Raw genomic sequence first — 23,823 nt, forward strand, 5'->3', positions numbered from 1 at the left:
ATGGGGAAAGATAATCAGCTAAAAAGCGGCATCTTTCAGGGATGGGTTAGGCATCGACGTTTTACACCAGTGGTTCATAGATTCACGTATTCTATGTTTATGCCCCATATCCACTTAAATGAATTAGAACAGTTGGATAAAAAAGTAAAAGGCTTTGGATTATCCCTGTTTAATTTTGCTCGATTTCGACGTGATGATTATGTAAAAGGCGATCCTGATTTAGCCCAAGCTGTAAAAGATAAGGTCTATGCACTTACAGGTAAAATGATTGATGGCAATGTCACTATGCTATGTCATTTGCGTTATTGTGGATTGTATTTCAGCCCACTTAATTTGTATTACCTCCATGATAATGAAGGTCAATGGCAATATATGTTAGCCGAAGTAAGTAATACTCCTTGGAACGAACGTCATTACTATGCGATACCAGCGCCGCAATATTGGCAGGGACGTGAATATAGCCATGATAAGGCGTTTCATGTTTCACCTTTTAACCCTATACATCAACAGTATCATTGGCGATTAACAGAGCCTGATAGCAATTTGCTGGTTAACTTGGCTGTGAGTCGATACAAAGATTGCATCTCTCCGAGCAGGTATTCGGGTGATTCGAAAAATAGCCATCAAAAAGTATTTGATGCCACCATGCAGATGCGTAAGCAAAACTTCACATCTGCAATACTTATCAAGCAATTACTGCTTACACCGATTATGACAATAAAGGTTGTTATAGGTATTTATTGGCAAGCGCTTAAATTATTTATTAAAGGCGTACCAATTTATGATCACCCAAATAACACACCGTATGAAAAAGTAAATAAACACAAGATTAAACGAGGGAATGACAATGCTTAGAAGCGACGTACAACAATCATCATCAGTTAATGTATCAGCCTCTGATCATGCATCTCGGCATATTTTATTTAAAGTATTAAAACACCTTTCTAATGCGGGCTTAAGTGTATCTGATTCAACGGAAGGCACCGTCTTCTTTGGTGACAAACAAGCACCGCTACAAGCGAGTATTAATGTTCATAACCCGCTTTTTTATAAACGCTTACTGACGGATGGCAGTATTGGTGCAGGTGAAGCGTATATGGAAGGCTGGTGGGATTCACCTAACTTAACCAATGTTGTCCGAGTTTTGGCTAAAAACCTGTCAACGTTAGATAAGCTTGAAGCAAAAGTGGGGTGGATGAGTCGAATCTCCGAACAGATTGGGCACTTGCTGCGTAAAAATACCATTAAGAATGCGCGCAAAAACATATCAGCACATTACGATCTTGGTAACGATCTTTATCGTCACTTTCTTGATCCTAATATGCTTTATTCTTCGGCTATTTACCTCAATAAAAATGACACGTTGGATCAAGCACAATGGAATAAGATGGATCGTTTGTGTCAGAAATTAAAATTGACTGAAGACGATCATTTACTAGAAATTGGTACTGGTTGGGGCGGTATGGCTATTCATGCTGCGAAATATTATGGTTGCCGTGTCACCACTACCACAATTTCTGAGCAACAATATTTATGGGCTAAAGAGCGAGTTGAAAAAGAAGGCCTATCCGATCGTATTACCTTACTCATGGACGACTACCGTGATTTAACGGGGCAATACGATAAGCTAGTATCGGTTGAAATGATAGAAGCCGTTGGTAAACAATACCTTAAAACTTATATTGAAAAGTGCCAGTCATTGTTAAAACCAACTGGCTTAATGGCGATTCAGGCGATCACAATTGCCGACCAACGTTATGATAGTTATAGCCGTGGTGTCGACTTTATTCAAAAACATATCTTCCCTGGTGGTTTCTTACCTTCAATTACCGTATTGCTTGAAAATCTAACACAGCACAGTGATTTCGTGATGCGAGATATTAAAGATATTGGCTTAGATTATGCGAAAACGCTTGAGGATTGGCATCAGCAGTTTAATGAGAATGCCGTAGCATTAGAAAAATATGGCTACGACGAAAGATTTATGAGGATGTGGCGCTTTTACTTTGCTTATTGCGAGGGGGGGTTCTTAGAGCGCACCATTAGTACTATTCAATTTGTCGCAAGTCGCCCGCAATGGAGAGAGTAAATCCATTGGCAAACAAACTAAAAGTGTTATTGGCTGGCATGGTGTTTAACTTCTATTGGTTACTCGCTGTGTGGGGGCAATATCGTTTTACTTATATCTTGGTTTTCATACTAATAGCTACATGGTTTATGGAATCTAAGGCGTGGCGTTTCTCTGTATTAGCATCGATACCCGGCATAGTGATTGATTCAATGCTCAGACATTGGCAGGTGTTTGATTTTCCAATACCGAATCGAACGCCACTTTTCTTTAATGTGGAGAGTATTGGGTTAATACCACTTTGGCTGATATTGCTTTGGTTGGGTTTCACAACTTTTGTTTGGGTTCTACGCACATCAATTAGTAGCTTTGCTACACATTGGTTGCTGGTGGCTGGCAGTTTTGGCGGTGCATTGAGTTATTGGTCTGGAATGAAATTAGGTGCGGTAATTTGGCAGCTAGAAACATTAGATACATTCTTTGTGCTAATAGTGATCTGGTTGGCTCTATCGGCGTATCTTTTATGGTTACTGCGTATTTTACATAAAGATCCAAATAATCCGACCGCACAGGAGCAATAAATGCGAACACTCGTTATCTTTTTGGGTTTATTGATATGCTCTAATGTAGCTAAAGCAGAAGCGGATTATAGCAATAAAGTGATACAAAATAACGCCTCTCCACAGTTACAGACCCTTAGTGATAAATACCCATGGTATCAGTGGAAAATAGTGGGCGAAGCAACACTTGAGTGGGGAATATGGGATATTTATCACTCAGAGCTAAAAACGCCAACAGGACGATATAAGGGTACGGAACATGATTTAGCTTTAATTATTCTTTATCTACGTAATATCGATAAAGATGCCTTGTTGGATGCGACTGAAGAACAATGGCAACATTTAGGTTATAGCAGCCAACAGATAACACCGTGGCTAAAAATGTTATCAACCATATGGCCAGACGTTAAAAAGGGAGACAGATTAACTTTCGTTCTCCGTAATGGTGAAGGGCAGTTTTATCAACAAAGTAAACCACTAGGGAAAGTCTTATCACCATCGCTATCACAAAGCTTTATTGCTATTTGGTTATCACCAAAGACATCGTATCCGGAATTACGTCAGCAGTTAATTGGAAAATAGCGAGCATCAAATACTCTTACTCTGCATGTTAATCATTCAAAGTGAGACTATGGAATAAGGTCATGACATGAAAAAAATAACCTCAATATTATTAGCATTAATGTTGCTTTTAACAGGGTGTACAGCGTCTATTTCTGATTATAAATCTTCACAACCCAAGTTTGATTTATTTGGTTACTTTGCTGGTAAAACAACGGCATGGGGAATGCTGCAAGATTATAAAGGTAAACAAACACGCCGATTTACGGTTGATATAGTAGGTACAGTAAAAAAGGATACATTAACCCTTGTCGAAGACTTTGTATTTGATGATGGTGAAACCCAACAGCGTATTTGGACGATAAAAAAACAAGCAGATGGACGATATACCGGAACGGCAGGTGATGTTATTGGTGAAGCACAAGGAGTTGAGGTCGGTAATGCATTGCAATGGCAATATACCTTAGCGATTCCCGTAGATGATACAGTTTATAATATTACATTTAATGACTGGATGTATCGCCAAGATGAAAAGCACATGTTCAATGTTGCAACCATGACCAAATTTGGCTTTGAAGTAGGTAAAGTAACGTTGTTTTTCCAAAAAAGATGATTAATTTAAATATGTAATACCATATTTTCTCTATCTATTTATTACGCAATAATAAGCCAGTTTGATTGACTGGCTTTTTTGATCGAATTATCACGTCATAAAGATACTATGTTATACGGTTACTATTATAGTGCGCTTTGTTTCTAATTTTTAGTCAATGAGTTTATAAATCATGAATTATAAATAGTAATTTAAAAGACATAATCAAATAACGGATTTAGGAAAATAATAATGCTTAAAAAATGGAATGAAAAATGGTTCAAACGTTGGAGCATACGGCGTGAAAAAGGGCAGTTGCATTATGTTCTTTCTCAAACAGCAATTTATGTTTTTTTCTTAATAATTGGTTTGTTTTTACAAACGTTACTTTTTTCTAATCAATCTAAATGGGATGTGTTTTTACCGAATACAGCAAAATACGCACTGTTTTGGTCTGTCATGGGCTTAATAGTAAATTACTTTGGATGGATATTTGCTGAAATTCGATATCAAAATGTGATAAAGAAAAAGAAAGAAGAAAACGGTAACCATTAAATACGAGAGATCGTTCTCTTCTAGCACATCTTTAATCAAAAGATTAGAAGCCTACATCTAAACAGGCTTTGATTTAACTAAACTCGATGCTGGTTATCACCCAAAACCACGCGACATTGCAACGATACGTTTTAATACCCAACGGATAAGCAGAGGTGTGCGGTTATCTTTCTCATCGCGAGTATATTTAACGATTGCCAATGCCATATCGGGTTTCGCTGTTTTTCTTAGTACCTTATGAATGATCTTACGCATTGGTATTTTAGTATCAGTGATATTCGCTAAGTCACGAAACAAAGGTTCATAGCCATTTTTATATAAGAAATGTTCAATGTCTTTTGCTGGCAATACTGTCAAGCGTTCACGCTCGGGATCATCGCCAAGCATATTACGGACTTTCTCTGCATATTTCTTACCCGCTAGATCACCATCAGCCACTAAATGCCATTCAATACCGAGTATCTTTGCCAACTTGATCAATGGCTTTAATCCACTTTGCGCAAACTCAATAATTTGAATCCCTTCTGCGGCAAGGTTATAACCATTTAGGTGTGCCATTTCATTAAATAACCATACTTCCGTTTCCCCTTCAACTAACAGCCATACTCTTGCAAAGAAAGCACTCGGGCGATGCATGCGTACGTGAAAAGTGACTTTTCGGGTATCATCTTTACTCAACTCCCCATTATCTACACCATATACTTCCGTTTTATATGGCTGACGTATCAACTTCTTGATCGCGGTTAACGGCGCAGAAGTTAAAAGCTCAGGGCTGTTGGTCGTTAAGATCTTTTGCATCGGCATATTTTGAATAAACGCCCATGCTTGATGGAGCATGATCGGATGCAAACGACCTTCTGGATCTTCTAAGATCATAATAGGTCGTGAAATGCGTTTTAACTCGACAGGACCCCTTGCACGAATATATTCATTCAATAACCCCATTAACAATAAACGCGCTTGCTTTGTCATGTGGGGCTGAATCAATTGATCAAACGGATTTGCATATAAACCATGTGTATTGGTTTGTTGTAATGAAGAGTAGTGTGGCGATAATGCTTTACTACGCTGGTGGGGCGCAAAGGCAAAGTAGTGATCAACTAACGATCGTAACGTAGTAATACTACTTTTAATTTCTGCTGTACTGACGTGACCGGGCTGTGTCATTAACCGTCGACAGGTATTATCTAAACGTTTTTGTACGCGAAGCTCTTGCGGCGTTTGCGTTAATGGCTGCTCATTATTACCGTCATGACGTTCTTCGTGAAGACGTCTCGAATCACGAATACGAACAATAGGGTGAAGCACCATTAGCTGTCGAATCAACTTATCCGTATCAGGATGTGAAATGCCATGACCAGTTGAATGTAAAAATTGTCTATTAGTAATGATCTTATCGTTTTCAATATGGCTGTGAATTTGATAATAAAAATGCTTTATACCGTCTTTTTCTGAGAGAAAAGGCTGAAACCCACGGTAGCGACGGGCATTATGTTCACCTTTATAATCTTCATTCCAATGTAAAACAATCTGAATTTCTGTCGCTCGCTCATTACCTAACGCATGATCGATATGGAAATCGGAAAAGTTAAACTCGTAAAACTCAGCATCTGGAGACAATGCTAAACAAAGCGCATCGAGCAAAGAGGATTTACCCCACGCATTTTCACCAATTAGGACGGTTAACTCTTTAAAAGACAAGGATAAACGCTTAATACCACGGAAACCGGATATTTCAATTCTTTCTAAATGCATAAAACTCTACAAACCTCGTTTATTCCTGTATACGATATAGTAAATCAATCGTTGACTCGCAAGAACTGATCACATATTCATAGCATGATATGCTTTAAATAGTTATATGATTTCAAACAAATAATAATAGAAGGAAGAGTTAGATGGCTAAGATAATTCACTCAATGATCCGTGTGTTAGATCTTGACGCTTCATTAAAGTTTTACAAAGAAGCATTAGATTTAGAGATTGCTGAGCGTTTAGATTTTGAAGGGTTTAGTCTGGTTTACTTACGCAACAATGAAAATGATATGGAGCTTGAGCTGACTTGGAATGAGGGAACGGAAGAACCGTATACCCATGGTACGGGTTATGGTCATATTGCTGTCGCTGTGGATGATTTAGAAGCTGAACATGCAAAATTAACGGATTGTGGTTATGCGCCTTTAGAGATTAAAGAGTTTTTCCGTGAGGGGACGTTATTAGCGAAGTTTTTCTTTGTACAAGATCCGGATGGTTACAAAATTGAGTTTTTACAACGCCATGCTCGTTATCAGTAACATTTTAGCAAAGATGATTTAATGGATAGTAAGATGATAAATAGCAATTAGTCTTACTATTCATTAAATGATCATCATGAATCATGCTATATTGATATTTATCACAGTTATTTTGTCTTATAGTGAAATCGTTTAGGCTAAATAGGTGACTTAAACTAAACATATCTCTCATTCATATGAGTCCTTCAGGGAGAGACGTAATTTTTTATGACAAAGAATAATAAAAAAGCAAAGATTACATTTGCTCATATCAATGATACGCATTCAAATTTTGAACCATCATCTATATCACTGAATTTACCTGAACACGTTTTAGATACTGAATCCTTGGTTTATGCCAGTTGTGGTGGTTTTTCTCGTATTTCATCGGCAGTAAGTGAATTAAAAGCTGAAGCCTATTTGAATCAACGTGAATTCATGTTTTTACACGCAGGTGATTGTTTCCAAGGCACGTTATATTTCTCATTATATAAAGGTATGGCTAATGCTGTACTACTAAATGCGATTGGTATTGAAGCGATGGCATTGGGAAATCATGAACTTGATATGGGTAACGACTGTGTCGCTGATTTTCTTGATCATACGCATTTCCCGTTACTGGCTGGTAATTGGGATCTGTCACAAGAAGTTCAAACCAAGTCTAATCCGCTGCGAGATAAAGCCAATGTTTACGGTTATGACAATAGCACTGCAACCGCTAAATATATTGTAAAAGATGTGCATGGTGAGCCTGTTGCGATTTTTGGTGTAGCGATCGAAAATATGGCCGGCATTGCGAACCCAGATCCCGATACTCACTTTATGAATGTCGAGACGGTTGCGCGTAATACTGTTCAGTATCTACATAAGCAGGGTATCAATAAGATTGTTGTGTTAAGCCATCTAGGCTATGACCACGATATTGAGCTTGCTCAAGCTGTTGATGGAATAGGCGTCATTATTGGTGGCCATACTCACACCATGCAAGGTGATTTCACCAACGTTGGTTACGGTAAAACTGATCAATACGCACACACTGTTAATAATACCTGTGTTGTACAAGCGGGTTGTAATGCATTGGCGGTAGGACATATAACATTAGAGTTTGCTGAAGACGGAACAATTGAGCAGGCGTTTGGTGCTAATCAACTATTATTAGGTCGTCAATTTACGGTAGATGCAAGCCGCACCGAGCATTTAGAAAGTGATGATCATGAAATCGTTCGTCATTTTTTAAGCCAGCAAGATAACATTCGTTTTGTAGTGAAAGATCCTATCATTGAAAATATACTCAATGAGCACTATCGCCCTGCGGTACGTGCACTGCAAACTGAAGAAATTGCTGTTATTAATGAGCCGCTTCGTCATATTCGTATTCCTGATCAACGAGGTCCAAGTCAAATTGCTCCTTGGGTGGTTGAAAGTTTCGTCTGGAAAGCCCGTGAGCTAGGTCATAACGTCGATTTTGGTATTCATAACGCTGGTGGCGTTAGGTGCTCATTAAATCCAGGTATTATTACACCAGCAGATATCGCAGGGAAATTACTACCTTTTGCTATTGGTATTATGATTTATAGCGTTAAAGGTAAACGTATTCGTCAAGCGCTTGAAGGAGCGATTGATAATGCGATTAGTAACGGTGTAGATGGGACTGGTGATGGAAGTTTTCCCTATGTAGCAGATCTTCGTTACACCTATCGCTGTTGTGCTGTGAAAGGTACACGCATTGAGTTATTAGAGCATTTACAAGACGGTAAGTGGATACCTGTTGAAGATGATAAAGTTTATAGTTCCGTTTCATCGGGCTATACCGCAACAGGTAAAGAAGGCTATGCGCCATTATTAGATTACGTTAAAGAGCCTATGCCGCTTAACGTTACAATGGCTGATGCTTTTGAAGCTTATGCAAAACAGAAAAAATACTTTGATGTACCAGTAGATAATAATACGGTTTATATTCCCTGTACTGGTAATCAAGATGTCGCCTAAATACTAGGTAAACTCATCGATAGAAACAAAGCTTAAGCCGACTAACAATTTACCGTTAGTCGGCTTTCTTTTTATCGACAAATGAATCTTGGTTTTCAAACTTAGTCTTGGCGATGAGTTTAAGAAGAACAGGTAATGTATAAGTCGGAATTTGAATCGCTGCCATCAGTGCTAAATATTCAAATCCTAAATAACTGCTTGCTATGGTGTAGGTAAGTAATACATTACGATTAGTTGCAGTAATGGCATACAGCGTTTTGGCTTGTTGATTTTTCTTATAATAGGTTAAGTAAGTGATACCGAAAAATAATCCGCAAAGTAAACAGCCTAGCAGTAAATAGCTCATCCCTTCGTGTAATGAACGTTCAAACATTTCCCTCAAAGGAGCGACAAGTCCAAGCGGAAAAGCAAAAATTAGCAGAACGGTTAACTTAGATATTCTGTGATGAATTTTCTGTAATAGTGTTGGGTTTATCATTTTGTAGCAAAGCGCAGAAATAGCCATTGGTCCAATAATGAATATCGTTAGTCGTTGTATATATTGGATAAAATCCAAAGTTACCGTGTCACTTTGAAGTAAAGTAAGGTTAAAAAATAATATGATCGGCATCATTAATGTTGAGGCAATCGTTAATGCCATCGCATGCAATACATCAAAGCCTAAGGTTTTCGCTATGGCAGGGGTCGCAAATAATGTACCTGTCGCCGTTACCGCCGTTATAGCGATAAATAGTGGGGTTGAAATGTTAAAGATATATAGCAATAAAGCGGCGAATAAAGTGAGCCCTAGGCTATGGAAAAGCGCATAAGACCAAACACTTTTAGATAACAACTTGCGGATAAGTAACTCTTGTTTAATTCCTAATAAAGTAAAAAGCATCAGGAAAAACAAGATATACGGTAAAGCAGGGAAGACAATACGACTAATACTTGGAAAGCTAAAACCGACGATACCTGCAAACATCAATAAAATAGCAGAATATTTATTAAGAAAAAAAAGCATAAGTTAAAAATCCTTTTGTTAACTTATTGTTATCATTGTTTTTGTTCAAATACAAAAAAAGATTCTATTTGAAACAAAAAACTAAACATTTAGTAATGTAATCGTTCTTAATAGTCTTTTGTGCTTTAGGGTAATAATCGTTAGTAATCAAGTGTTAACACATAAGAAAAACTAATGCTATGAAAGAAATATTGTCATTTATAGGTTATGTAAACAGACGATAAACTACTCGTGTTTATTGAATTTAATACCTTTTTCAGGGGCAATCATGGCACATACATTTGATGTGGACGCAGCTACAACGTTACATCTTCAGGATAAAAAAAGTTACGAAGTAACGATCAAAGGATTGATTGCACACCTATTTGATATTGTATTTAACCGATCAAAAAAGTCAGTCGCTTACAGTATTGAAGATATCCCAGTTCATTTACAGAAAGATATTGGCATCTATCGATAACATTTTGTATTGAGATTTTTAAAGTCGGCATGATTGCCGGCTTTTTTTTGCTTAAAATTCCGCTATAACCGCCTAAAAATAGTGGGTACTATTTGGCTTTAGTTAAAGTAAAATATTCATTGCTAAAAATAAAAATATTATTAAATGATTTAGTCGTAGGAGTATAAAAATGGGCTTTTTTTCAAAGCTATTTGGTTCTAAAAAATCAGAGGTTACCACTCAGGAAGTTGAGCCAACTCTTTATAATGGTTACTTAATTTATCCTGAGCCGAAGCAAGAAGGAGGGCAATTTAGAATCGCTGGAAGAATTTGTAAAGAGATCGACGGAGAATTAAATACACACCACTTTATTCGTTCAGATTTACTCAGCTCTCGTCATGATGCGGAAACATTTATGATTAAAAAAGCAGAAATGTTTATTAAACAAATGGGCGATAAAATGTTCAAATAAAAGCTGTAGTAATATTCAACAAATTTCATTGCAATTGTAATGGTATAAAAGTATCTTTTTAAACATTAAAAATGAATTTTACATTATATCATTATCCTATTGTGAATATTCATATGACAAAATTATCAGTTAAGCATATTTAAAGTTGGTTGTTTTTTAAAACAATAAGTTGATTAGGTTAAATATTGTTTATTGAGTATATAGCTGACAATTATCGTTTTAGAGTCAAAAGTAGATAGAAAGTGTGATTCAGTCATTATTTTCAAATGTACTATTATGGATGCTAGAAATATAAATGTAGTTTAATTTCAGTAGCATAATGACAGTCACTAGGGTTTTTGACTTGTAGATATGGGAATTTTTGTATTTTTACTACAAAAAGCTTGATGTTGCTTGCTGGGTTGGATACAAAATGATTATGTTTTAGCCAATGTACAGGGAATAATAATGCAGATTGGTGTACCGAGAGAGGTACTCGCTCATGAGACGCGAGTAGCTGCAACACCTAAAACGGTCGAGCAGATATTGAAAATGGGGTTCAGTGTTGTTGTTGAACAAGGAGCTGGACGTTTAGCAAGCTTTGATGACGCTGCTTATGAAGCGGCAGGGGCAACGGTTGTCTCAACTGATGAAGTATGGCAATCGGATCTTATTTTTAAAGTCAATGCACCGCAGGTTAATCCTGTAACAGGTGTAGATGAATTTGAGCTCATCAAAGAGGGTGCAAGTTTAGTTAGTTTTATTTGGCCTGCTCAAAATCCTGAATTATTAGAAAAACTATCGTCTAAAAATATTAATATTATGGCGATGGATTCTGTACCGCGTATTTCACGTGCACAGGCGCTTGATGCCTTAAGCTCAATGGCAAATATCGCAGGTTACCGTGCTGTTGTTGAAGCCGCTCATGAGTTTGGTCGATTCTTTACTGGTCAAATTACCGCTGCAGGTAAAGTGCCTCCAGCGAAGGTCCTCGTTGCTGGTGCTGGTGTTGCAGGTCTTGCCGCTATTGGTGCTGCTGGTAGCCTTGGTGCGATTGTTCGTTCTTTTGATGTTCGTCCTGAAGTTAAAGAACAAGTTGAATCAATGGGCGCTGAATTCCTAGAAGTTGATTATAAAGAAGATACTTCAACGGGAGATGGCTACGCTAAAGAAATGTCTGATGAATTCAATAAAGCGGCTGAGCGTTTATACGCAGAGCAAGCGAAAGATGTCGATATCATCATTACTACCGCACTTATCCCTGGGCGCCCAGCACCAAAATTGATCACCAAAGAAATGGTAGATTCAATGAAATCAGGCAGTGTTATTGTCGATCTTGCTGCTGCGAATGGCGGTAACTGTGCATACACTGAAGCAGATAAAGTTGTTACGACACCAAATGGTGTAAAAGTTATCGGCTATACAGATATGGTTGGTCGCTTACCAACACAGTCTTCTCAGCTCTACGGAACAAACCTTGTTAACTTACTTAAACTGCTTTGCAAAGAAAAAGACGGCAATATTGATATCAATTTTGATGATGAAGTATTACGCGGTCTAACGGTTGTTAAAGCGGGTGAATTAACGTGGCCTGCGCCACCAATTAAAGTTTCTGCGGCAGCTCAACAGCCAAAAGCGGCGACTAAAGTTGAACCTAAAGTTGAAGAGCCTACATCACCGGTTAAGAAATTTGGCTTAATGGGCGCGGGGATTGCGCTATTTGCTTGGATTGCTAATTATGCTCCAGCAGAGTTTTTAACGCACTTCACTGTATTCGTCCTTGCATGTGTCGTTGGATACTACGTGGTTTGGAATGTATCCCACTCTTTACATACTCCTTTAATGTCAGTAACTAACGCTATCTCGGGCATCATTATTGTTGGTGCTTTGCTCCAAATCGGTCAGGGAAATGGGGTGGTATCCTTCCTCGCGTTTATTGCTGTTCTCATCGCTAGTATTAATATCTTTGGTGGCTTTACGGTTACCAAGAGAATGCTAGAAATGTTCCGTAAAGATAAATAAGGAGTAACACATGTCTGCAGGAATTGTACAAGCAGCTTACCTTGTTGCTGCCGTACTGTTTATCATGTCTTTAGCGGGACTGTCTAAGCAAGAAACAGCACGAAACGGTAATTACTTTGGTATTGCTGGTATGGCAATCGCTCTGATTGCTACTATCTTTGGTACTCACACTGAAGGCACAGTTTGGATTATCCTTGCGATGATCATTGGTGGTGCAATTGGTATTTTCTACGCTAAAAAAGTAGAAATGACAGAGATGCCAGAGCTTGTTGCTATGTTACACAGCTTTGTAGGTATGGCTGCGGTATTAGTAGGTTTTAATACTTACTTAGATCACGGTGACCTTACAGGTGTAATGTTAAACATTCACTTGGTTGAAATTTTCCTTGGCGTATTTATCGGTGCAGTAACTTTTACCGGTTCGTTAGTTGCATTTGCTAAGTTACGCGGATTAGTTTCATCATCAGCACTAATGCTTCCTCACCGTCACAAATTAAACCTGTTAGCGCTTGTTGTTTCAGCACTATTGCTAGTTTGGTTTGTACAGTCAGAAGGTTCATTAACGGCGCTAATCTTAGTAACACTTATTGCGTTTGTATTTGGTTACCACCTTGTTGCTTCAATTGGTGGCGCTGATATGCCAGTGGTTGTATCCATGCTTAACTCTTATTCTGGTTGGGCTGCAGCAGCGGCGGGTTTCATGTTAGCAAACGACCTTCTAATCGTAACAGGTGCATTAGTAGGCTCTTCTGGTGCTATCCTTTCTTACATTATGTGTAAGGCGATGAACCGTTCATTTATTAGTGTTATCGCTGGCGGTTTTGGTTCGGATGGTACAGCAGCAAGCTCTGATGAAGAATACGGCGAACACCGTGAAGCTTCAGCAGAAGAAGTGGCTGAAATGCTAAAAGATGCACGCTCAGTTATCATTACTCCAGGATACGGCATGGCGGTTGCTCAAGCGCAATATCCTGTTCACGAGATCACAGATAAGTTACGTGCAAAAGGCATTGATGTTCGATTTGGTATTCACCCTGTTGCTGGTCGTCTACCTGGACACATGAACGTGCTATTAGCTGAAGCAAAAGTGCCTTATGACATCGTGTTAGAAATGGATGAGATCAATGATGATTTCCCACAAACTGATGTTGTACTTGTTATTGGTGCAAACGACACTGTTAACCCTGCCGCGATGGAAGATCCTAACAGTCCAATCGCTGGTATGCCTGTACTTGAAGTCTGGAATGCCAAAGAAGTGGTTGTGTTTAAGCGTTCAATGAGTACTGGTTATGCTGGGGTTCAAAACCCATTATTCTTTAAAGATAATAGCCATATGTTATTCGGCGATGCTAAAGACTCATGTTTGAAAATACTTGAGCACCTGTAAATCGTTAATAGTAAAGTAAACAATGCCACTCACATGAGTGGCATTTTTATTTCTAATCACTATTTAATAAATAACGCCAAAGCAATGTTTCGCTCGAATCGGGCAAATAACGTAGAGAGATCCGTCAACACAACATGCATAAAATTAATACTCTTTTGATTGAGTAAAAGAAGCCGAAGCAACGAAGGCTTCACATGTCACTTCTCTGGTGAGTATCTAATATAAATAATTTTTATCCTTTTTAAGTATAAAGCCTTTGCCTTATGGCATGAATTGACCGATATTTAGTGTTTGCATTTTTTTACATGACATAACTTTGACAATTTAGTGAGAAATAATGTTAAAGTATATGAATGAAAACGTATGTACTTTTATTCTCACTCTTATTTACTACTGCTAGCCATGCTGAAGGTGTTTCATTACCTGAAAGATTGGCGGCTGTTCGAACAGATTTATTGGAAAGTGAACCTGTATCTACATACGACTTTCGTAAACTACAAAGTACCTATCCAGCACCTTTACTGTTGCCTTCTAGCTTATTACCTCAAACTAAAAAGTATCCTCTTTCAGCACTGAGGCAGCTATATCAAAACTCGTTAACATGTAAGGGCCCGTGGCCTTATTCACCATTGGTAACACAGCCTGTAGTTTTTACTCGAGCTATTTGTAATAAAACAACGTTACCAAAAGGGTGGTTTGTTCGTTCAGGATATATTCATCCCGGCGGTGGTAGTTATGCATATCGTTATTTAGCTGAACACCCAGGAAAGGTGTCAGAACTCAGTAAGTTTTTGCATATTAAAGAACACCCATTAGCGTCATCGACAACCTTACTTGGTCGTTTACAACGAATGAATAGCGATGAAATTAAAGTATTAATTTCTGGTGCTCGTTTCTTCATTGCGAACGGTGAACTATGGGTACGAAATGGTAATGTCTATAACCTTTATAACCAGTCAACATGGTTAAAGGTCTTAGCCCGTCATGGTTTGCATTTAAAACGCTTAAATCGTCATGATTTTTGTTTAGCTCAGAATGGAAATATATGTTGGCGTGAAGAGAATAAGTCACACTTAACGTATTACTTACTGGTATGTTTGTTAGTAAGTAATGCATTATTACTGGTAAGTTGGGGAGTTTATCGTTTCCGTATTCGTCGCCGAGATATGCAAGAACGCATGTTAGTTCTACAAATTTTGACGCATGAATTAAGAACGCCTATAGCAAGTTTAGCGATGACTGTTGAAGGATTTAGACGCCACTTTGATGAATTACCAGAAGGTCTGTATGATGAGTTTAGGCGTTTGACTGATGATTCAAGACGATTACGACAGTTAGCTGAAGCAAGTAAAGATTACTTACAAGCTAACCAACAACAATTAAGTACGCAAGAAGTTGAATCCGTCAATGAATGGTTAGGCTATCTTGCTGAAGAGTATGATGTAACTTTACATCTTGCTGAAGATAGAAGTGTTCACGTAAATATTTATTGGCTTGGTACATGTTTAGATAACTTATTTTCTAATGCTCATAAATATGGTGTAGCACCAATTACATTAACAACTTCATACTATGATGGAAAACTTAAAATTGTGGTTCAAGACCAAGGCCCATTAACTGCCAAAGATTGGTCTAAACTGCGTAAACCTTTTGTTAGTGAACAAGGTTTAGGTTTAGGTTTGACGATTGTAGAATCAATGATTAATAGAATGGGGGGGAAATTGAAATTAATAGGCCCACCAACCACCTTTATATTGGAGATACCGTGTGAATCAAACTCTGCTACTGGTTGAAGATGACCGCAACCTTGCTGATGGTTTACTCGATTGCTTAAAGCAAGCTGGTTATAACTGTTTATATGCAGATTGCGCTAGTAAGGTAGACGCTTTATGGAAAGAGGCCGATCTTGTTGTTCTAGATCGTCAATTGCCTGAAGGTGACTCATTAAATTATTTAGGCTCATGGCTTAAAAAGAAGCACGTTCCTGTTATTTTATTAACTGCAATGGTATCGATTAACGATAAAGTTGTTGGTTTAGATTCTGGTGCAAAAGACTATCTAACGAAGCCTTTTGCTGAAGAAGAATTACTTGCACGAGTACGCGTACATCTTCGTGGTGACGATGAAGATACTGCAGCAGCTAATATCATTAAAGTCGGCGATATCATTATCAATCAAGAAAGCCGTGAAGTCATTTTTGATAATGAAAATATTACGTTAACGCGTACTGAATTTGAACTTCTTGTATTCTTATCAAAAAATGCAGGTCGTGTATTTACACGTGACGAATTACTTGATCAAGTTTGGGGTTATAACCACTACCCAACTACACGTACGGTTGATACTCATATTCTGCAATTACGTCAAAAATTACCAGGTATTGATATCGAAACATTACGTGGTGTCGGCTACCGTATGAAGCCATAAGTACTGGTTATTAAATGAGAAGAATAACCTTTTTCTTGTGTCAGTTAGGTATTATTAACGCTTTGTTCTTAATACCTAACGCCAACGCAGCTTGGTTTGTAGATCAAAGCTCTTATGCGGCTGCCCATCGACATTTACTTGAAGGTCAAACTGATAAATCATTTGAATCGATTATAGAGGCTTGGCAGCAATCTCCGACAACAGATCAGAAAGCGAATCTTAATGGTTTGCTTGATCTTGCGATTACAGAGGACTGTGGCCATAGCCTTGATAATACAGTTTTACCTTCTTGGTTATCCAAGTTATCGATTGAGCGTTCTGTGGTTCAAAACATTAATCAGCAGTTACTTAAGTTATCGATTGTTGGTTCAACACGAGTTAACATTACGAAGATCAGTTTTTCTAAGTGGCCTAATGATAATTTAATTGATGCCAAACCTGTGGTTGATGATGGTGGTTACTTTACGGTTGATGCGAAAAAGCTCGATCATAAAGTAGAAGCAGGATTATATAAGTTGACGATTATCGCTGATGGTGAACCCGCTTGGAATAAATGGATTGTGCTTAATGAGCCGCCAGCCAAACAGAACTTAGGTTGGAAAGACAGCAATTCATGGCGAATTGATCATGTGGCTAAATTGAATTCATCATGTCCTGCACCGAGTTTGTCGATAAAACTGTATGACTTAAATGATACAGATTGGCGACCATTATGGAGCGAACAAACGGACATTTATCTGCCGACTAAGTTACCCAAACTTAATATCCCTGAAGGGCGATATTGGCTTGATGTTGGCTTAATAAAAAGTCGATGGCAAGGTGAGATATCTATTTTAGACATTCAAAGTATCACTCGACCCATTGATTACTCTGATGATACTCATTAAGTTTAAAACCACTTTATACGAGTGGTTTTTTTATACTCTTAAACATGTATAATTAATGCATGTTTAAAGTGGTGGAAATTATGCAAATTATCGACAAAGCAAAAGAAGATAAAATACCTGCAATTTTACGATTAGGCTTTCGACCGTTTTTTCTTGGAGCAAGTGCTTTTTCAGTTATCGCAATGATAATGTGGGCATTGTTCTGGTCAGGTGAGTTTCAATTATCTAGTTTTATGTATTCAAATCCTATTTGGTGGCATAGCCATGAAATGCTATTTGGATTTTCAGGCGCAGTCATTATTGGTTTTTTATTGACGGCTGTACAAAACTGGACAGGGCAAACAAGTATTAAAGGCACTAAACTACTTCTGATTTTCAGCCTTTGGTTGATTGCTCGTATCGGTTTAATGATGGGCTCAGTTAGCAGTCTTTGGCTGTTTATTGATACATTATGGATTGTCGTGGCTATCTACTATCTTGCAATACCAATCATAAAAGTTAAACAGTGGCGTAATCTTTTCTTTGTACCCGTTTTACTACTGTTTGCTTTTACCAATATTCAATTTCATTTCATTGCATTAGGCAAGAGTCATCAATCTATTGCTGATATTGCTTTACCTGTCGTGCTTGTTGTTACTGTGATTACCTTAGTTGTTGGTGGTCGGGTTATCCCATTTTTTACTTCACGCGGAACAAATACTGAAGTTATTAAACGAATTAAAACGATTGAATATCTTGCACTTATACCTGCTTGGTTGTTGCTGCTGGCGACATTCTTTATAAATAACGCAACAATAAATGGGGTTATTGCTCCGTTGTCGATCGTTGCGGCTACAACTAACTTTGTTCGTCTTTATCGCTGGCGCACAATCTCAACACTCCGTATTCCACTGTTGTGGTCTTTGCATCTTGCTTACTTGTCTTTAATTATTGGTTTATTTTTGCTTGGTTGCAGCTTTTACACAACAGCGATCAGTGAGTCTATTGCTATTCATATTATTACCATCGGCGGACTAGGGGGAATGATACTAGCAATGATCTCGCGTGTATCTTTAGGACACACTGGTCGTAAATTGCAAGTTGGGCGTTTTATGCAGGTTGCGTTTATTGCGTTATTTTTGTCATTACTAGCACGAGTATTACTGACTACTGTCGCGCCTGCTTTGTTACTTGATGGCTATGTGATTTCTGCAAGTTTGTGGGCTGTTGCTTTTGGGATTTTCACCATCGTCTATTTTCCAGTACTCACAAAGCCGCGTGTTGACGGTCATCCAGGGTAAGTGACTAAAGTGAGAGTCTGTATTGATAAGCTTGATAATCAGTGACATTATCGGCTATTCACTCTAAAATAATGCTTCGTTCATCAACAAGAAGATAGTTATGTACAATCACACTCCAACGCTCAATCATGAACAACAACAAGAAGCTGCTGAGCGTATCCATGAGCTGATGGCGCAAGGTATTAGTAGTGGTGAAGCGATAATGATTGTTGCTCACCAGATCCGAGAAGCGGATATAAAGCGTCGTGAAGCGGCTGGTGAAACCTTCAGTGATGAAGAAGAGTAATAAAAATAAGAGCTTAACGGCTCTTTTTTTATAATTGGATACTTTTATTTCAAATAAAAGCTTGTTCAATTGTATGCTTTTATTATACAAATAATAAAAACATAATTTTATTAGGGTAATTATATGAATGACCGATATTTACAGGCTCAAGCTTTTGCTAAAAGTCGACATGGCGAGCAAAAATACGGAGATTATCCTTACTACGTACATTTAGATACAGTTGCTGAATTTGCACGACCATATGGTATTGATGCAATGATTGTAGCTCAACTACATGATGTGATTGAAGATACTGATACCAGCTTTGACGAGTTGGCAGACTTATTTGGTTTTACCATTGCTGACGCAGTGAATTACGTCACTGATGTGAAGTTAGAAGATCGAGCGAAACGAAAATTAGAGATAAATCAACGGTTACTATCACTTGATCCAGCTGAAGATGCAGCACGCTTAGCATTAATTGTTAAAACCTGCGATCGCTTAGCTAACGTTCAATCAAGCAGTAATAATTCACGCCGCCATTTCTTAATGTATCAAGCTGAGCATGACGCTTTTAAGCATGCTGTTTATCGTGCTGGTCTCTGTGATCCTTTATGGCAACAATTAGACGCGCTTATTCATTCAAAAGATTGTGTTAACTGTGCTTAGTGCATAAAATTTTGTGGTTAGTTAATAAAAAAGCCCGTGTATTTGATAAATACACGGGCTTTTTTATAAGTTGTTTATGACGACATATAGCTGTCAGTCATTATTCCTCATCGTAAATCGTCGGAATAGGTTGGCGCTTATGTTGGGTTGCTTTATAAATAGAGATTAAGCGATCGCGGACAAAATCGGTAACGGGTTTGCCTTCTAAGAAGTCATCAATCTGATCGTAAGAAACTTGTAAAGCATCCTCGTCAGCTTTTTGTGGCGCTAATTCTTCTAGGTCAGCTGTAGGTACTTTATAAACTAATTGTTCTGGCGCACCAAGTTTTGCTGCTAGAGCACGAACTTGACGTTTATTTAAACCAAATAGAGGTGCCAAATCACAAGCACCATCACCAAACTTTGTATAAAAACCGGTAATGTTTTCAGCTGAATGATCGGTACCAATAACTAAACCGCCGACAAGCCCTGCAATCTCGTATTGAGCAATCATACGTGTGCGAGCTTTTACATTGCCTTTCACGAAATCAACTTTAGCGTTGTCGCTAGGAATAAGCCCAGTATTTTCTAATGCAAAAAGGGTGCTTGCATGAGTGCCATCAACACCATTTTTAATATTAACGCTGACAGAGTGACTAGGCTGGATGAAGCTTAATGCGAGTTGTGCTTCGTCTTCATCTTGTTGTTCACCATAGGGGAGACGAACGGCAATAAACTGGTACTCGTTGCTGTTAGACACTTGGTTTAAACCATCAACAGCAAGTTGAGCAAGGCGACCACATGTTGTTGAATCCACGCCACCACTAATGCCTAGTACAAGTGATTTACAGCCTGATTGTTTAAGTTTTTTTTGAATAAATTCAACTCGGCGTTGGATTTCAAAATCAACGTCAATGACTGGTAGCACGCGCATTTCAGTGCGGATAAGCTGTTCCATGGTATATGAATCCTTAAGAGAGTTAGCCCAAATATTAATCATTTGAAGCGATATAATGGATAAATGAGAGATAAACCATTACACCTTTGGCAAAATCATGCGATAACTCGTTATTATGATCAATGCTAAAGATAGATATTACTAAAATTAAGGGGCATTTTCCTATTAAATGCTTAAATAATAGTTACATCATTAGAAATCTCTAGTGTGAATATAAGTAAATTGATAGAACAAAAGGTTTGATGGATGAAACAAACACTTGCTATATTCGGTAGCGCTTTTAATCCGCCTAGTTTAGGGCATCGTTCGGTTTTAGAACGATTAACGCATTATGACGAAGTGCTTTTACTTCCAAGTTACAATCATGCTTGGGGTAAGAATATGTTGGATTATTCATTACGTTGTGAGTTAGTTTCTGCTTTTATCGATGACATTTCCCAAGATAATCTCGTGCTGTCCACGTTAGAGCAAGATATCGCAGTAGGTGATGAGGCGATAACAACCTATGCGGTACTTGTTGAATTACAAAAGCGTTACCCAAACCATCAAATTACATTTGTTATTGGCCCTGATAATTTCTTGAATTTTGGAAAATTTTTCAAGTCAAATGAAATACTTAGTCAATGGCAAGTGCTTGCATGTCCTGAAACGGTGCCGATTAGAAGTACGCTAATTCGAGAAGCATTAGCTAAAAATCAAAATATCAGTGATTTAACAACGGCAAGTGTTAGCCAGTTATTAATGACAGACGAGCGTTATCATTTTTAACTTTAGGGGATATGGCGAAGTGTTTAAACAAATCTCATTTGGTGTTTTTTGTTGCTTATTATTTATGTTTTCTTCGTCAACTTACGCTTTCAAATGCAAAAATTATTATTCTTTAGATACTGTTTCTCAGCCTTTTAGTATCGATTATCTAAATAATACTAAAGACTGCTCAGCACCTATTTATAGCATTGATCGCAACAATAATATAAACCATTCGCTAATGTTTTCACGCCACGATAACGCTATACCATGGAAAATTGATTCTAATAGTTATGGTGATAAATTCTGGCTACACTGGGATGATAAATTTGCAGACTCACCTGTTTTAATGGATCACAATTCATCGACGTTTTATGGTTTAGGTTTTTGGATGCCGACTAACGATGATGATGAAGCATTCACAAGTGCAGCGGGGGCTGAAGATTGGATATTAAACCATGGACTGCAAATGAGTTTAGGCTTTGGTGATATTAGTGGTCAAAAACCACGCGTGAGGTTTGATTATCGTTGGCATAATAATAGCCATGTTGAAGATGGCGTATCAATGCAAGTTCATATCCCTCTGAATTAAAAAACGCCCATGTTAAGGGCGTATTTCATTTAGCGTAAGCTTTCACCTAAAATTGGCAAAGAAAGTGCGTCTACCATTTGTTCTGTCGTATTCAATTGAGCCGCAATTTGTGGGAGCTTTCGTCCTGAACGACTTAGCTTAAGTACTTCTCGCATTAGAATGCAGGCTTCACACTCTTTTACTGTCATATTCATTACAGATTCAAGGCTTGATATGGCTGTTTTTTCAGTTATTTTATTGCCTTTTAGCATTAATGCTAATGAATTATGATGCTGCTTATTGATCGCTGGACAAAGTGATTGAGTCGACACAGAAAGTTTTTCAACTTTATCTGCAATGACTTTTAATAAACGACCTTCTGCGCCATCCCATTTATGATCTTGAACGGGAGATTTTGCCAATTCATCAAGCACAGCTCTTACGAGCGATGACACAACAAAAAAGCCTGCATCAGTGCATAGTGGCTGTGTCATACGAACCGAAAAGGCCACTTGGTAAAATGTTGCACCAGGTAGCACTGTGATGGCATGTAAACAATCAAATGGGATCCAGAAACCATGACCCTTAGTGATCATGTGCTCTTGTTTACCTAATCGGATTAACACACAACCATTCGTTACAACAATAAAGTAAGAAGATTGGCTCTTTTTGCGTGAACCAACAAAAAGAAAAGGGTGTTCGTTATTTGAAAACTCAATAGCTTGTTTCATACTGACTCTCTTACACATAAGCATGCACATCTTCGTGTTTTTTTCTATTAGCGTCAACAAAGAGGGTTATGTATTAACTAAATACTGTAGATATCATTTCTTAACATGATCAAATTGGTGCAAAAAATAGCAGCTACGATGAAAAAGTAGACAATTATATGAGGTATGACCTCCAACCATCACGGTTATTGACAGAGGTTGTTTGGTTAATCATTATTTATTAGTAAAATAACTCAGTTTTTTCAACATGAAGCATTACTGTGCATATAGATAACGATATTTATAAAGAAATTCGCCCGTATAATGATGATGAAGTCAGTGGTGCGATTCAACGACTCATTGATGATAAAGATTTTATCAACGCTATTTTAAAGTACCGTTTCCCACATGCGTCGGGCATGTTTGGTTGGTTGCTTATTCCCCTTATTAAACGTTTCCTTGTGAAGAAATGGTCAGGCATTAAATCGGTCAAAGATATTCAAAATCAAGTTGCCAAATATATGCAAGGAACTATTGAACATTCATGTGACGGTGTAACGTGCACAGGCCTAGATAAATTAGACCCAAATAAGGCTTACTTATTCGTTTCTAATCATCGTGATATCGCGATGGATCCTGCAATGGTTAACTGGTGTTTATTTAAAGAGAACTTCAACACAGTACGTATTGCCATTGGTGATAACTTACTGAAGAAGCCTTGTGCAACAGAATTAATGCGTTTGAATAAAAGCTTTATTGTAAAACGATCCGCAAAAGGGCCACGTGAATTGATGAAATCACTTGGACTGCTTTCAAGTTATATCTCTCACTCTTTAGAAACAGGAAACAATATTTGGATTGCTCAAAAAGAAGGGCGTGCCAAAGACGGTAACGATAAGACAGATCCTGCTATTTTAAAAATGTTCTTTATGGAAGGACGTAAGCAGAAAATTCCTTTTTCCGAGTTTATGAGTAACTTAAACATTGTCCCTGTCGCGATTTCTTATGAAAACGATCCTTGTGATGTGGCTAAAGCTGAAGAACTTTATCAAAAAGCATCAACCGGTAGCTATGAAAAAGGTGAGTTTGAAGACATCGAAAGTATAGTACAAGGTATTGTAGGGCAAAAGCGTCGTATCCATATTAGCTTTGGTGACGTCATCAACAATGCACCAGAGACGCCTGAAGAATTAGCTGAAGAAATTGATCGTCAAATTACTGAAAATTACCATTTATTCCCAGCCAATTTCATTGCTGCGAATATTGATTCAGACATAGTGACAGACGAAGAAAGAAACAAGTTTGCCCAAAAACTTGAAAATCATAGTGACAGTGTTAATGATATCTTAAAGCAGATGTACGCGTTGCCTGCACTAAAAAAACAGCAACAACACTCTATGTAATAGCTATAAAACGATGTCGATTTTTTC

At 37.9% G+C, this 23,823-nt stretch carries 25 protein-coding genes; 21 read left to right on the forward strand and 4 right to left on the reverse strand.

Going from position 1 to position 23,823, the window contains the following annotated elements:
* The 6 genes from C9J41_RS11075 to C9J41_RS11100 all read left to right on the forward strand — a co-directional run bounded on the left by C9J41_RS11075 (position 1) and on the right by C9J41_RS11100 (position 4,336).
* Complete coding sequence (locus C9J41_RS11075; RefSeq protein ID WP_107294568.1) at positions 1 to 855, forward strand: DUF1365 domain-containing protein; 855 nt, start codon at positions 1 to 3, stop codon at positions 853 to 855.
* A complete protein-coding gene (locus C9J41_RS11080; protein ID WP_107294569.1) occupies positions 848 to 2,089 on the forward strand; it encodes a cyclopropane-fatty-acyl-phospholipid synthase family protein in 1,242 nt (413 codons plus the stop codon). Before C9J41_RS11075 ends, C9J41_RS11080 begins: the two co-directional genes overlap by 8 nt.
* Entirely contained in the window at positions 2,077 to 2,649 is a 573-nt protein-coding gene (locus C9J41_RS11085; protein ID WP_107260984.1) for a DUF2878 family protein, read from the forward strand. Before C9J41_RS11080 ends, C9J41_RS11085 begins: the two co-directional genes overlap by 13 nt.
* The gene (locus C9J41_RS11090) at positions 2,650 to 3,210 is read left to right on the forward strand and encodes a chalcone isomerase family protein (protein ID WP_107294570.1); all 561 of its coding nucleotides are present in this window, start codon (positions 2,650 to 2,652) and stop codon (positions 3,208 to 3,210) included. It abuts the gene before it with no gap.
* 67 nt (positions 3,211 to 3,277) lie between these two features.
* Positions 3,278 to 3,802: a DUF3833 domain-containing protein gene (locus C9J41_RS11095; RefSeq protein ID WP_107207175.1), complete on the forward strand. Its 525-nt coding sequence runs from the start codon at positions 3,278 to 3,280 to the stop codon at positions 3,800 to 3,802.
* Between the two features lie 231 nt (positions 3,803 to 4,033).
* On the forward strand, positions 4,034 to 4,336 hold the full coding sequence (locus tag C9J41_RS11100) for a hypothetical protein (RefSeq protein ID WP_107247210.1): 303 nt from the start codon (positions 4,034 to 4,036) through the stop codon (positions 4,334 to 4,336).
* A 96-nt stretch (positions 4,337 to 4,432) separates the two neighbouring features.
* On the opposite strand, the gene C9J41_RS11105 is transcribed toward C9J41_RS11100, so the two are convergent.
* Positions 4,433 to 6,091, reverse strand: coding sequence for a DUF2813 domain-containing protein (locus C9J41_RS11105; RefSeq protein WP_107207173.1), 1,659 nt, complete (start codon positions 6,089 to 6,091; stop codon positions 4,433 to 4,435).
* 143 nt (positions 6,092 to 6,234) lie between these two features.
* Here C9J41_RS11105 and C9J41_RS11110 point away from each other — a divergent pair, with 143 nt between their 5' ends.
* Positions 6,235 to 6,630 carry a VOC family protein gene (locus C9J41_RS11110; protein WP_107207172.1) on the forward strand — a complete coding sequence of 132 codons (396 nt, stop codon included), beginning with the start codon at positions 6,235 to 6,237 and terminating at the stop codon, positions 6,628 to 6,630.
* Positions 6,631 to 6,837: 207 nt separating this feature from the next.
* Positions 6,838 to 8,598: a bifunctional UDP-sugar hydrolase/5'-nucleotidase gene (locus C9J41_RS11115; RefSeq protein WP_107294571.1), complete on the forward strand. Its 1,761-nt coding sequence runs from the start codon at positions 6,838 to 6,840 to the stop codon at positions 8,596 to 8,598.
* 55 nt (positions 8,599 to 8,653) lie between these two features.
* Here the strand turns inward: C9J41_RS11115 and C9J41_RS11120 are convergent, their stop codons facing one another.
* A complete protein-coding gene (locus tag C9J41_RS11120; protein WP_107294572.1) occupies positions 8,654 to 9,601 on the reverse strand; it encodes a hypothetical protein in 948 nt (315 codons plus the stop codon).
* A gap of 268 nt (positions 9,602 to 9,869) precedes the next feature.
* Between C9J41_RS11120 and C9J41_RS11125 the strand changes: the two genes are divergently transcribed.
* The 10 genes from C9J41_RS11125 to C9J41_RS11170 all read left to right on the forward strand — a co-directional run bounded on the left by C9J41_RS11125 (position 9,870) and on the right by C9J41_RS11170 (position 19,428).
* A complete protein-coding gene (locus C9J41_RS11125; protein ID WP_107207169.1) occupies positions 9,870 to 10,061 on the forward strand; it encodes a hypothetical protein in 192 nt (63 codons plus the stop codon).
* A gap of 169 nt (positions 10,062 to 10,230) precedes the next feature.
* Positions 10,231 to 10,512, forward strand: a complete 282-nt coding sequence (locus C9J41_RS11130; RefSeq protein ID WP_107207168.1) for an HlyU family transcriptional regulator — start codon at positions 10,231 to 10,233, stop codon at positions 10,510 to 10,512.
* 447 nt (positions 10,513 to 10,959) lie between these two features.
* Positions 10,960 to 12,513 carry a Re/Si-specific NAD(P)(+) transhydrogenase subunit alpha gene (gene pntA, locus C9J41_RS11135; protein WP_107294573.1) on the forward strand — a complete coding sequence of 518 codons (1,554 nt, stop codon included), beginning with the start codon at positions 10,960 to 10,962 and terminating at the stop codon, positions 12,511 to 12,513.
* Positions 12,514 to 12,523: 10 nt separating this feature from the next.
* Positions 12,524 to 13,900 (forward strand): Re/Si-specific NAD(P)(+) transhydrogenase subunit beta, encoded by a 1,377-nt coding sequence (pntB, locus tag C9J41_RS11140; RefSeq protein ID WP_107294574.1) that lies wholly within the window; start codon positions 12,524 to 12,526, stop codon positions 13,898 to 13,900.
* Between the two features lie 353 nt (positions 13,901 to 14,253).
* On the forward strand, positions 14,254 to 15,693 hold the full coding sequence (gene vxrA / locus C9J41_RS11145; protein ID WP_107207165.1) for a sensor histidine kinase VxrA: 1,440 nt from the start codon (positions 14,254 to 14,256) through the stop codon (positions 15,691 to 15,693).
* The gene (locus C9J41_RS11150) at positions 15,668 to 16,327 is read left to right on the forward strand and encodes a response regulator transcription factor (protein WP_005365159.1); all 660 of its coding nucleotides are present in this window, start codon (positions 15,668 to 15,670) and stop codon (positions 16,325 to 16,327) included. Before vxrA ends, C9J41_RS11150 begins: the two co-directional genes overlap by 26 nt.
* 14 nt (positions 16,328 to 16,341) lie before the next feature.
* Complete coding sequence (locus C9J41_RS11155; RefSeq protein ID WP_233217638.1) at positions 16,342 to 17,214, forward strand: DUF2861 family protein; 873 nt, start codon at positions 16,342 to 16,344, stop codon at positions 17,212 to 17,214.
* 80 nt (positions 17,215 to 17,294) lie between these two features.
* Positions 17,295 to 18,494, forward strand: coding sequence for an NnrS family protein (locus C9J41_RS11160; RefSeq protein WP_107287564.1), 1,200 nt, complete (start codon positions 17,295 to 17,297; stop codon positions 18,492 to 18,494).
* Positions 18,495 to 18,594: 100 nt separating this feature from the next.
* Complete coding sequence (locus C9J41_RS11165) at positions 18,595 to 18,780, forward strand: YoaH family protein (protein WP_005365166.1); 186 nt, start codon at positions 18,595 to 18,597, stop codon at positions 18,778 to 18,780.
* Between the two features lie 123 nt (positions 18,781 to 18,903).
* Positions 18,904 to 19,428 carry an HD domain-containing protein gene (locus tag C9J41_RS11170; RefSeq protein ID WP_107207162.1) on the forward strand — a complete coding sequence of 175 codons (525 nt, stop codon included), beginning with the start codon at positions 18,904 to 18,906 and terminating at the stop codon, positions 19,426 to 19,428.
* A 100-nt stretch (positions 19,429 to 19,528) separates the two neighbouring features.
* On the opposite strand, the gene nadE is transcribed toward C9J41_RS11170, so the two are convergent.
* Positions 19,529 to 20,365 carry an ammonia-dependent NAD(+) synthetase gene (gene nadE, locus C9J41_RS11175; RefSeq protein WP_107207161.1) on the reverse strand — a complete coding sequence of 279 codons (837 nt, stop codon included), beginning with the start codon at positions 20,363 to 20,365 and terminating at the stop codon, positions 19,529 to 19,531.
* Between the two features lie 246 nt (positions 20,366 to 20,611).
* Between nadE and C9J41_RS11180 the strand changes: the two genes are divergently transcribed.
* Complete coding sequence (locus tag C9J41_RS11180) at positions 20,612 to 21,133, forward strand: nicotinate-nicotinamide nucleotide adenylyltransferase (protein ID WP_107292281.1); 522 nt, start codon at positions 20,612 to 20,614, stop codon at positions 21,131 to 21,133.
* 220 nt (positions 21,134 to 21,353) lie between these two features.
* On the forward strand, positions 21,354 to 21,704 hold the full coding sequence (locus tag C9J41_RS22040) for a hypothetical protein (RefSeq protein WP_233217789.1): 351 nt from the start codon (positions 21,354 to 21,356) through the stop codon (positions 21,702 to 21,704).
* 29 nt (positions 21,705 to 21,733) lie between these two features.
* Here the strand turns inward: C9J41_RS22040 and C9J41_RS11190 are convergent, their stop codons facing one another.
* Positions 21,734 to 22,414: an AraC family ligand binding domain-containing protein gene (locus C9J41_RS11190; RefSeq protein WP_107207158.1), complete on the reverse strand. Its 681-nt coding sequence runs from the start codon at positions 22,412 to 22,414 to the stop codon at positions 21,734 to 21,736.
* Positions 22,415 to 22,674: 260 nt separating this feature from the next.
* Here C9J41_RS11190 and C9J41_RS11195 point away from each other — a divergent pair, with 260 nt between their 5' ends.
* Positions 22,675 to 23,796, forward strand: coding sequence for a 1-acyl-sn-glycerol-3-phosphate acyltransferase (locus C9J41_RS11195; protein WP_107247394.1), 1,122 nt, complete (start codon positions 22,675 to 22,677; stop codon positions 23,794 to 23,796).
* Positions 23,797 to 23,823: the final 27 nt, after the last annotated feature.

Source organism: Photobacterium sp. GB-50 (genome assembly GCF_003026755.1).
Taxonomy (GTDB): Bacteria; Pseudomonadota; Gammaproteobacteria; order Enterobacterales; family Vibrionaceae; genus Photobacterium.

Bases quoted from the DNA above. Each gene is read 5' to 3' on its own strand.
- C9J41_RS11110 (WP_107207172.1), top strand. From the start codon at position 6,235: ATGGCTAAGATAATTCACTCAATGATCCGTGTGTTAGATCTTGACGCT.
- C9J41_RS11165 (WP_005365166.1), top strand. From the start codon at position 18,595: ATGTACAATCACACTCCAACGCTCAATCATGAACAACAACAAGAAGCT.
- C9J41_RS11170 (WP_107207162.1), top strand. From the start codon at position 18,904: ATGAATGACCGATATTTACAGGCTCAAGCTTTTGCTAAAAGTCGACAT.
- C9J41_RS11085 (WP_107260984.1), top strand. From the start codon at position 2,077: ATGGAGAGAGTAAATCCATTGGCAAACAAACTAAAAGTGTTATTGGCT.
- C9J41_RS11095 (WP_107207175.1), top strand. From the start codon at position 3,278: ATGAAAAAAATAACCTCAATATTATTAGCATTAATGTTGCTTTTAACA.
- C9J41_RS11190 (WP_107207158.1), bottom strand. From the start codon at position 22,414: ATGAAACAAGCTATTGAGTTTTCAAATAACGAACACCCTTTTCTTTTT.
- C9J41_RS11080 (WP_107294569.1), top strand. From the start codon at position 848: ATGCTTAGAAGCGACGTACAACAATCATCATCAGTTAATGTATCAGCC.
- C9J41_RS11120 (WP_107294572.1), bottom strand. From the start codon at position 9,601: ATGCTTTTTTTTCTTAATAAATATTCTGCTATTTTATTGATGTTTGCA.
- C9J41_RS11100 (WP_107247210.1), top strand. From the start codon at position 4,034: ATGCTTAAAAAATGGAATGAAAAATGGTTCAAACGTTGGAGCATACGG.
- C9J41_RS11180 (WP_107292281.1), top strand. From the start codon at position 20,612: ATGAAACAAACACTTGCTATATTCGGTAGCGCTTTTAATCCGCCTAGT.
- C9J41_RS11075 (WP_107294568.1), top strand. From the start codon at position 1: ATGGGGAAAGATAATCAGCTAAAAAGCGGCATCTTTCAGGGATGGGTT.
- pntB (WP_107294574.1), top strand. From the start codon at position 12,524: ATGTCTGCAGGAATTGTACAAGCAGCTTACCTTGTTGCTGCCGTACTG.
- C9J41_RS11160 (WP_107287564.1), top strand. From the start codon at position 17,295: ATGCAAATTATCGACAAAGCAAAAGAAGATAAAATACCTGCAATTTTA.
- C9J41_RS11090 (WP_107294570.1), top strand. From the start codon at position 2,650: ATGCGAACACTCGTTATCTTTTTGGGTTTATTGATATGCTCTAATGTA.
- C9J41_RS11155 (WP_233217638.1), top strand. From the start codon at position 16,342: ATGAGAAGAATAACCTTTTTCTTGTGTCAGTTAGGTATTATTAACGCT.
- C9J41_RS11130 (WP_107207168.1), top strand. From the start codon at position 10,231: ATGGGCTTTTTTTCAAAGCTATTTGGTTCTAAAAAATCAGAGGTTACC.
- C9J41_RS11105 (WP_107207173.1), bottom strand. From the start codon at position 6,091: ATGCATTTAGAAAGAATTGAAATATCCGGTTTCCGTGGTATTAAGCGT.
- nadE (WP_107207161.1), bottom strand. From the start codon at position 20,365: ATGGAACAGCTTATCCGCACTGAAATGCGCGTGCTACCAGTCATTGAC.
- C9J41_RS11115 (WP_107294571.1), top strand. From the start codon at position 6,838: ATGACAAAGAATAATAAAAAAGCAAAGATTACATTTGCTCATATCAAT.
- pntA (WP_107294573.1), top strand. From the start codon at position 10,960: ATGCAGATTGGTGTACCGAGAGAGGTACTCGCTCATGAGACGCGAGTA.
- vxrA (WP_107207165.1), top strand. From the start codon at position 14,254: ATGAAAACGTATGTACTTTTATTCTCACTCTTATTTACTACTGCTAGC.
- C9J41_RS11125 (WP_107207169.1), top strand. From the start codon at position 9,870: ATGGCACATACATTTGATGTGGACGCAGCTACAACGTTACATCTTCAG.
- C9J41_RS22040 (WP_233217789.1), top strand. From the start codon at position 21,354: ATGTTTTCACGCCACGATAACGCTATACCATGGAAAATTGATTCTAAT.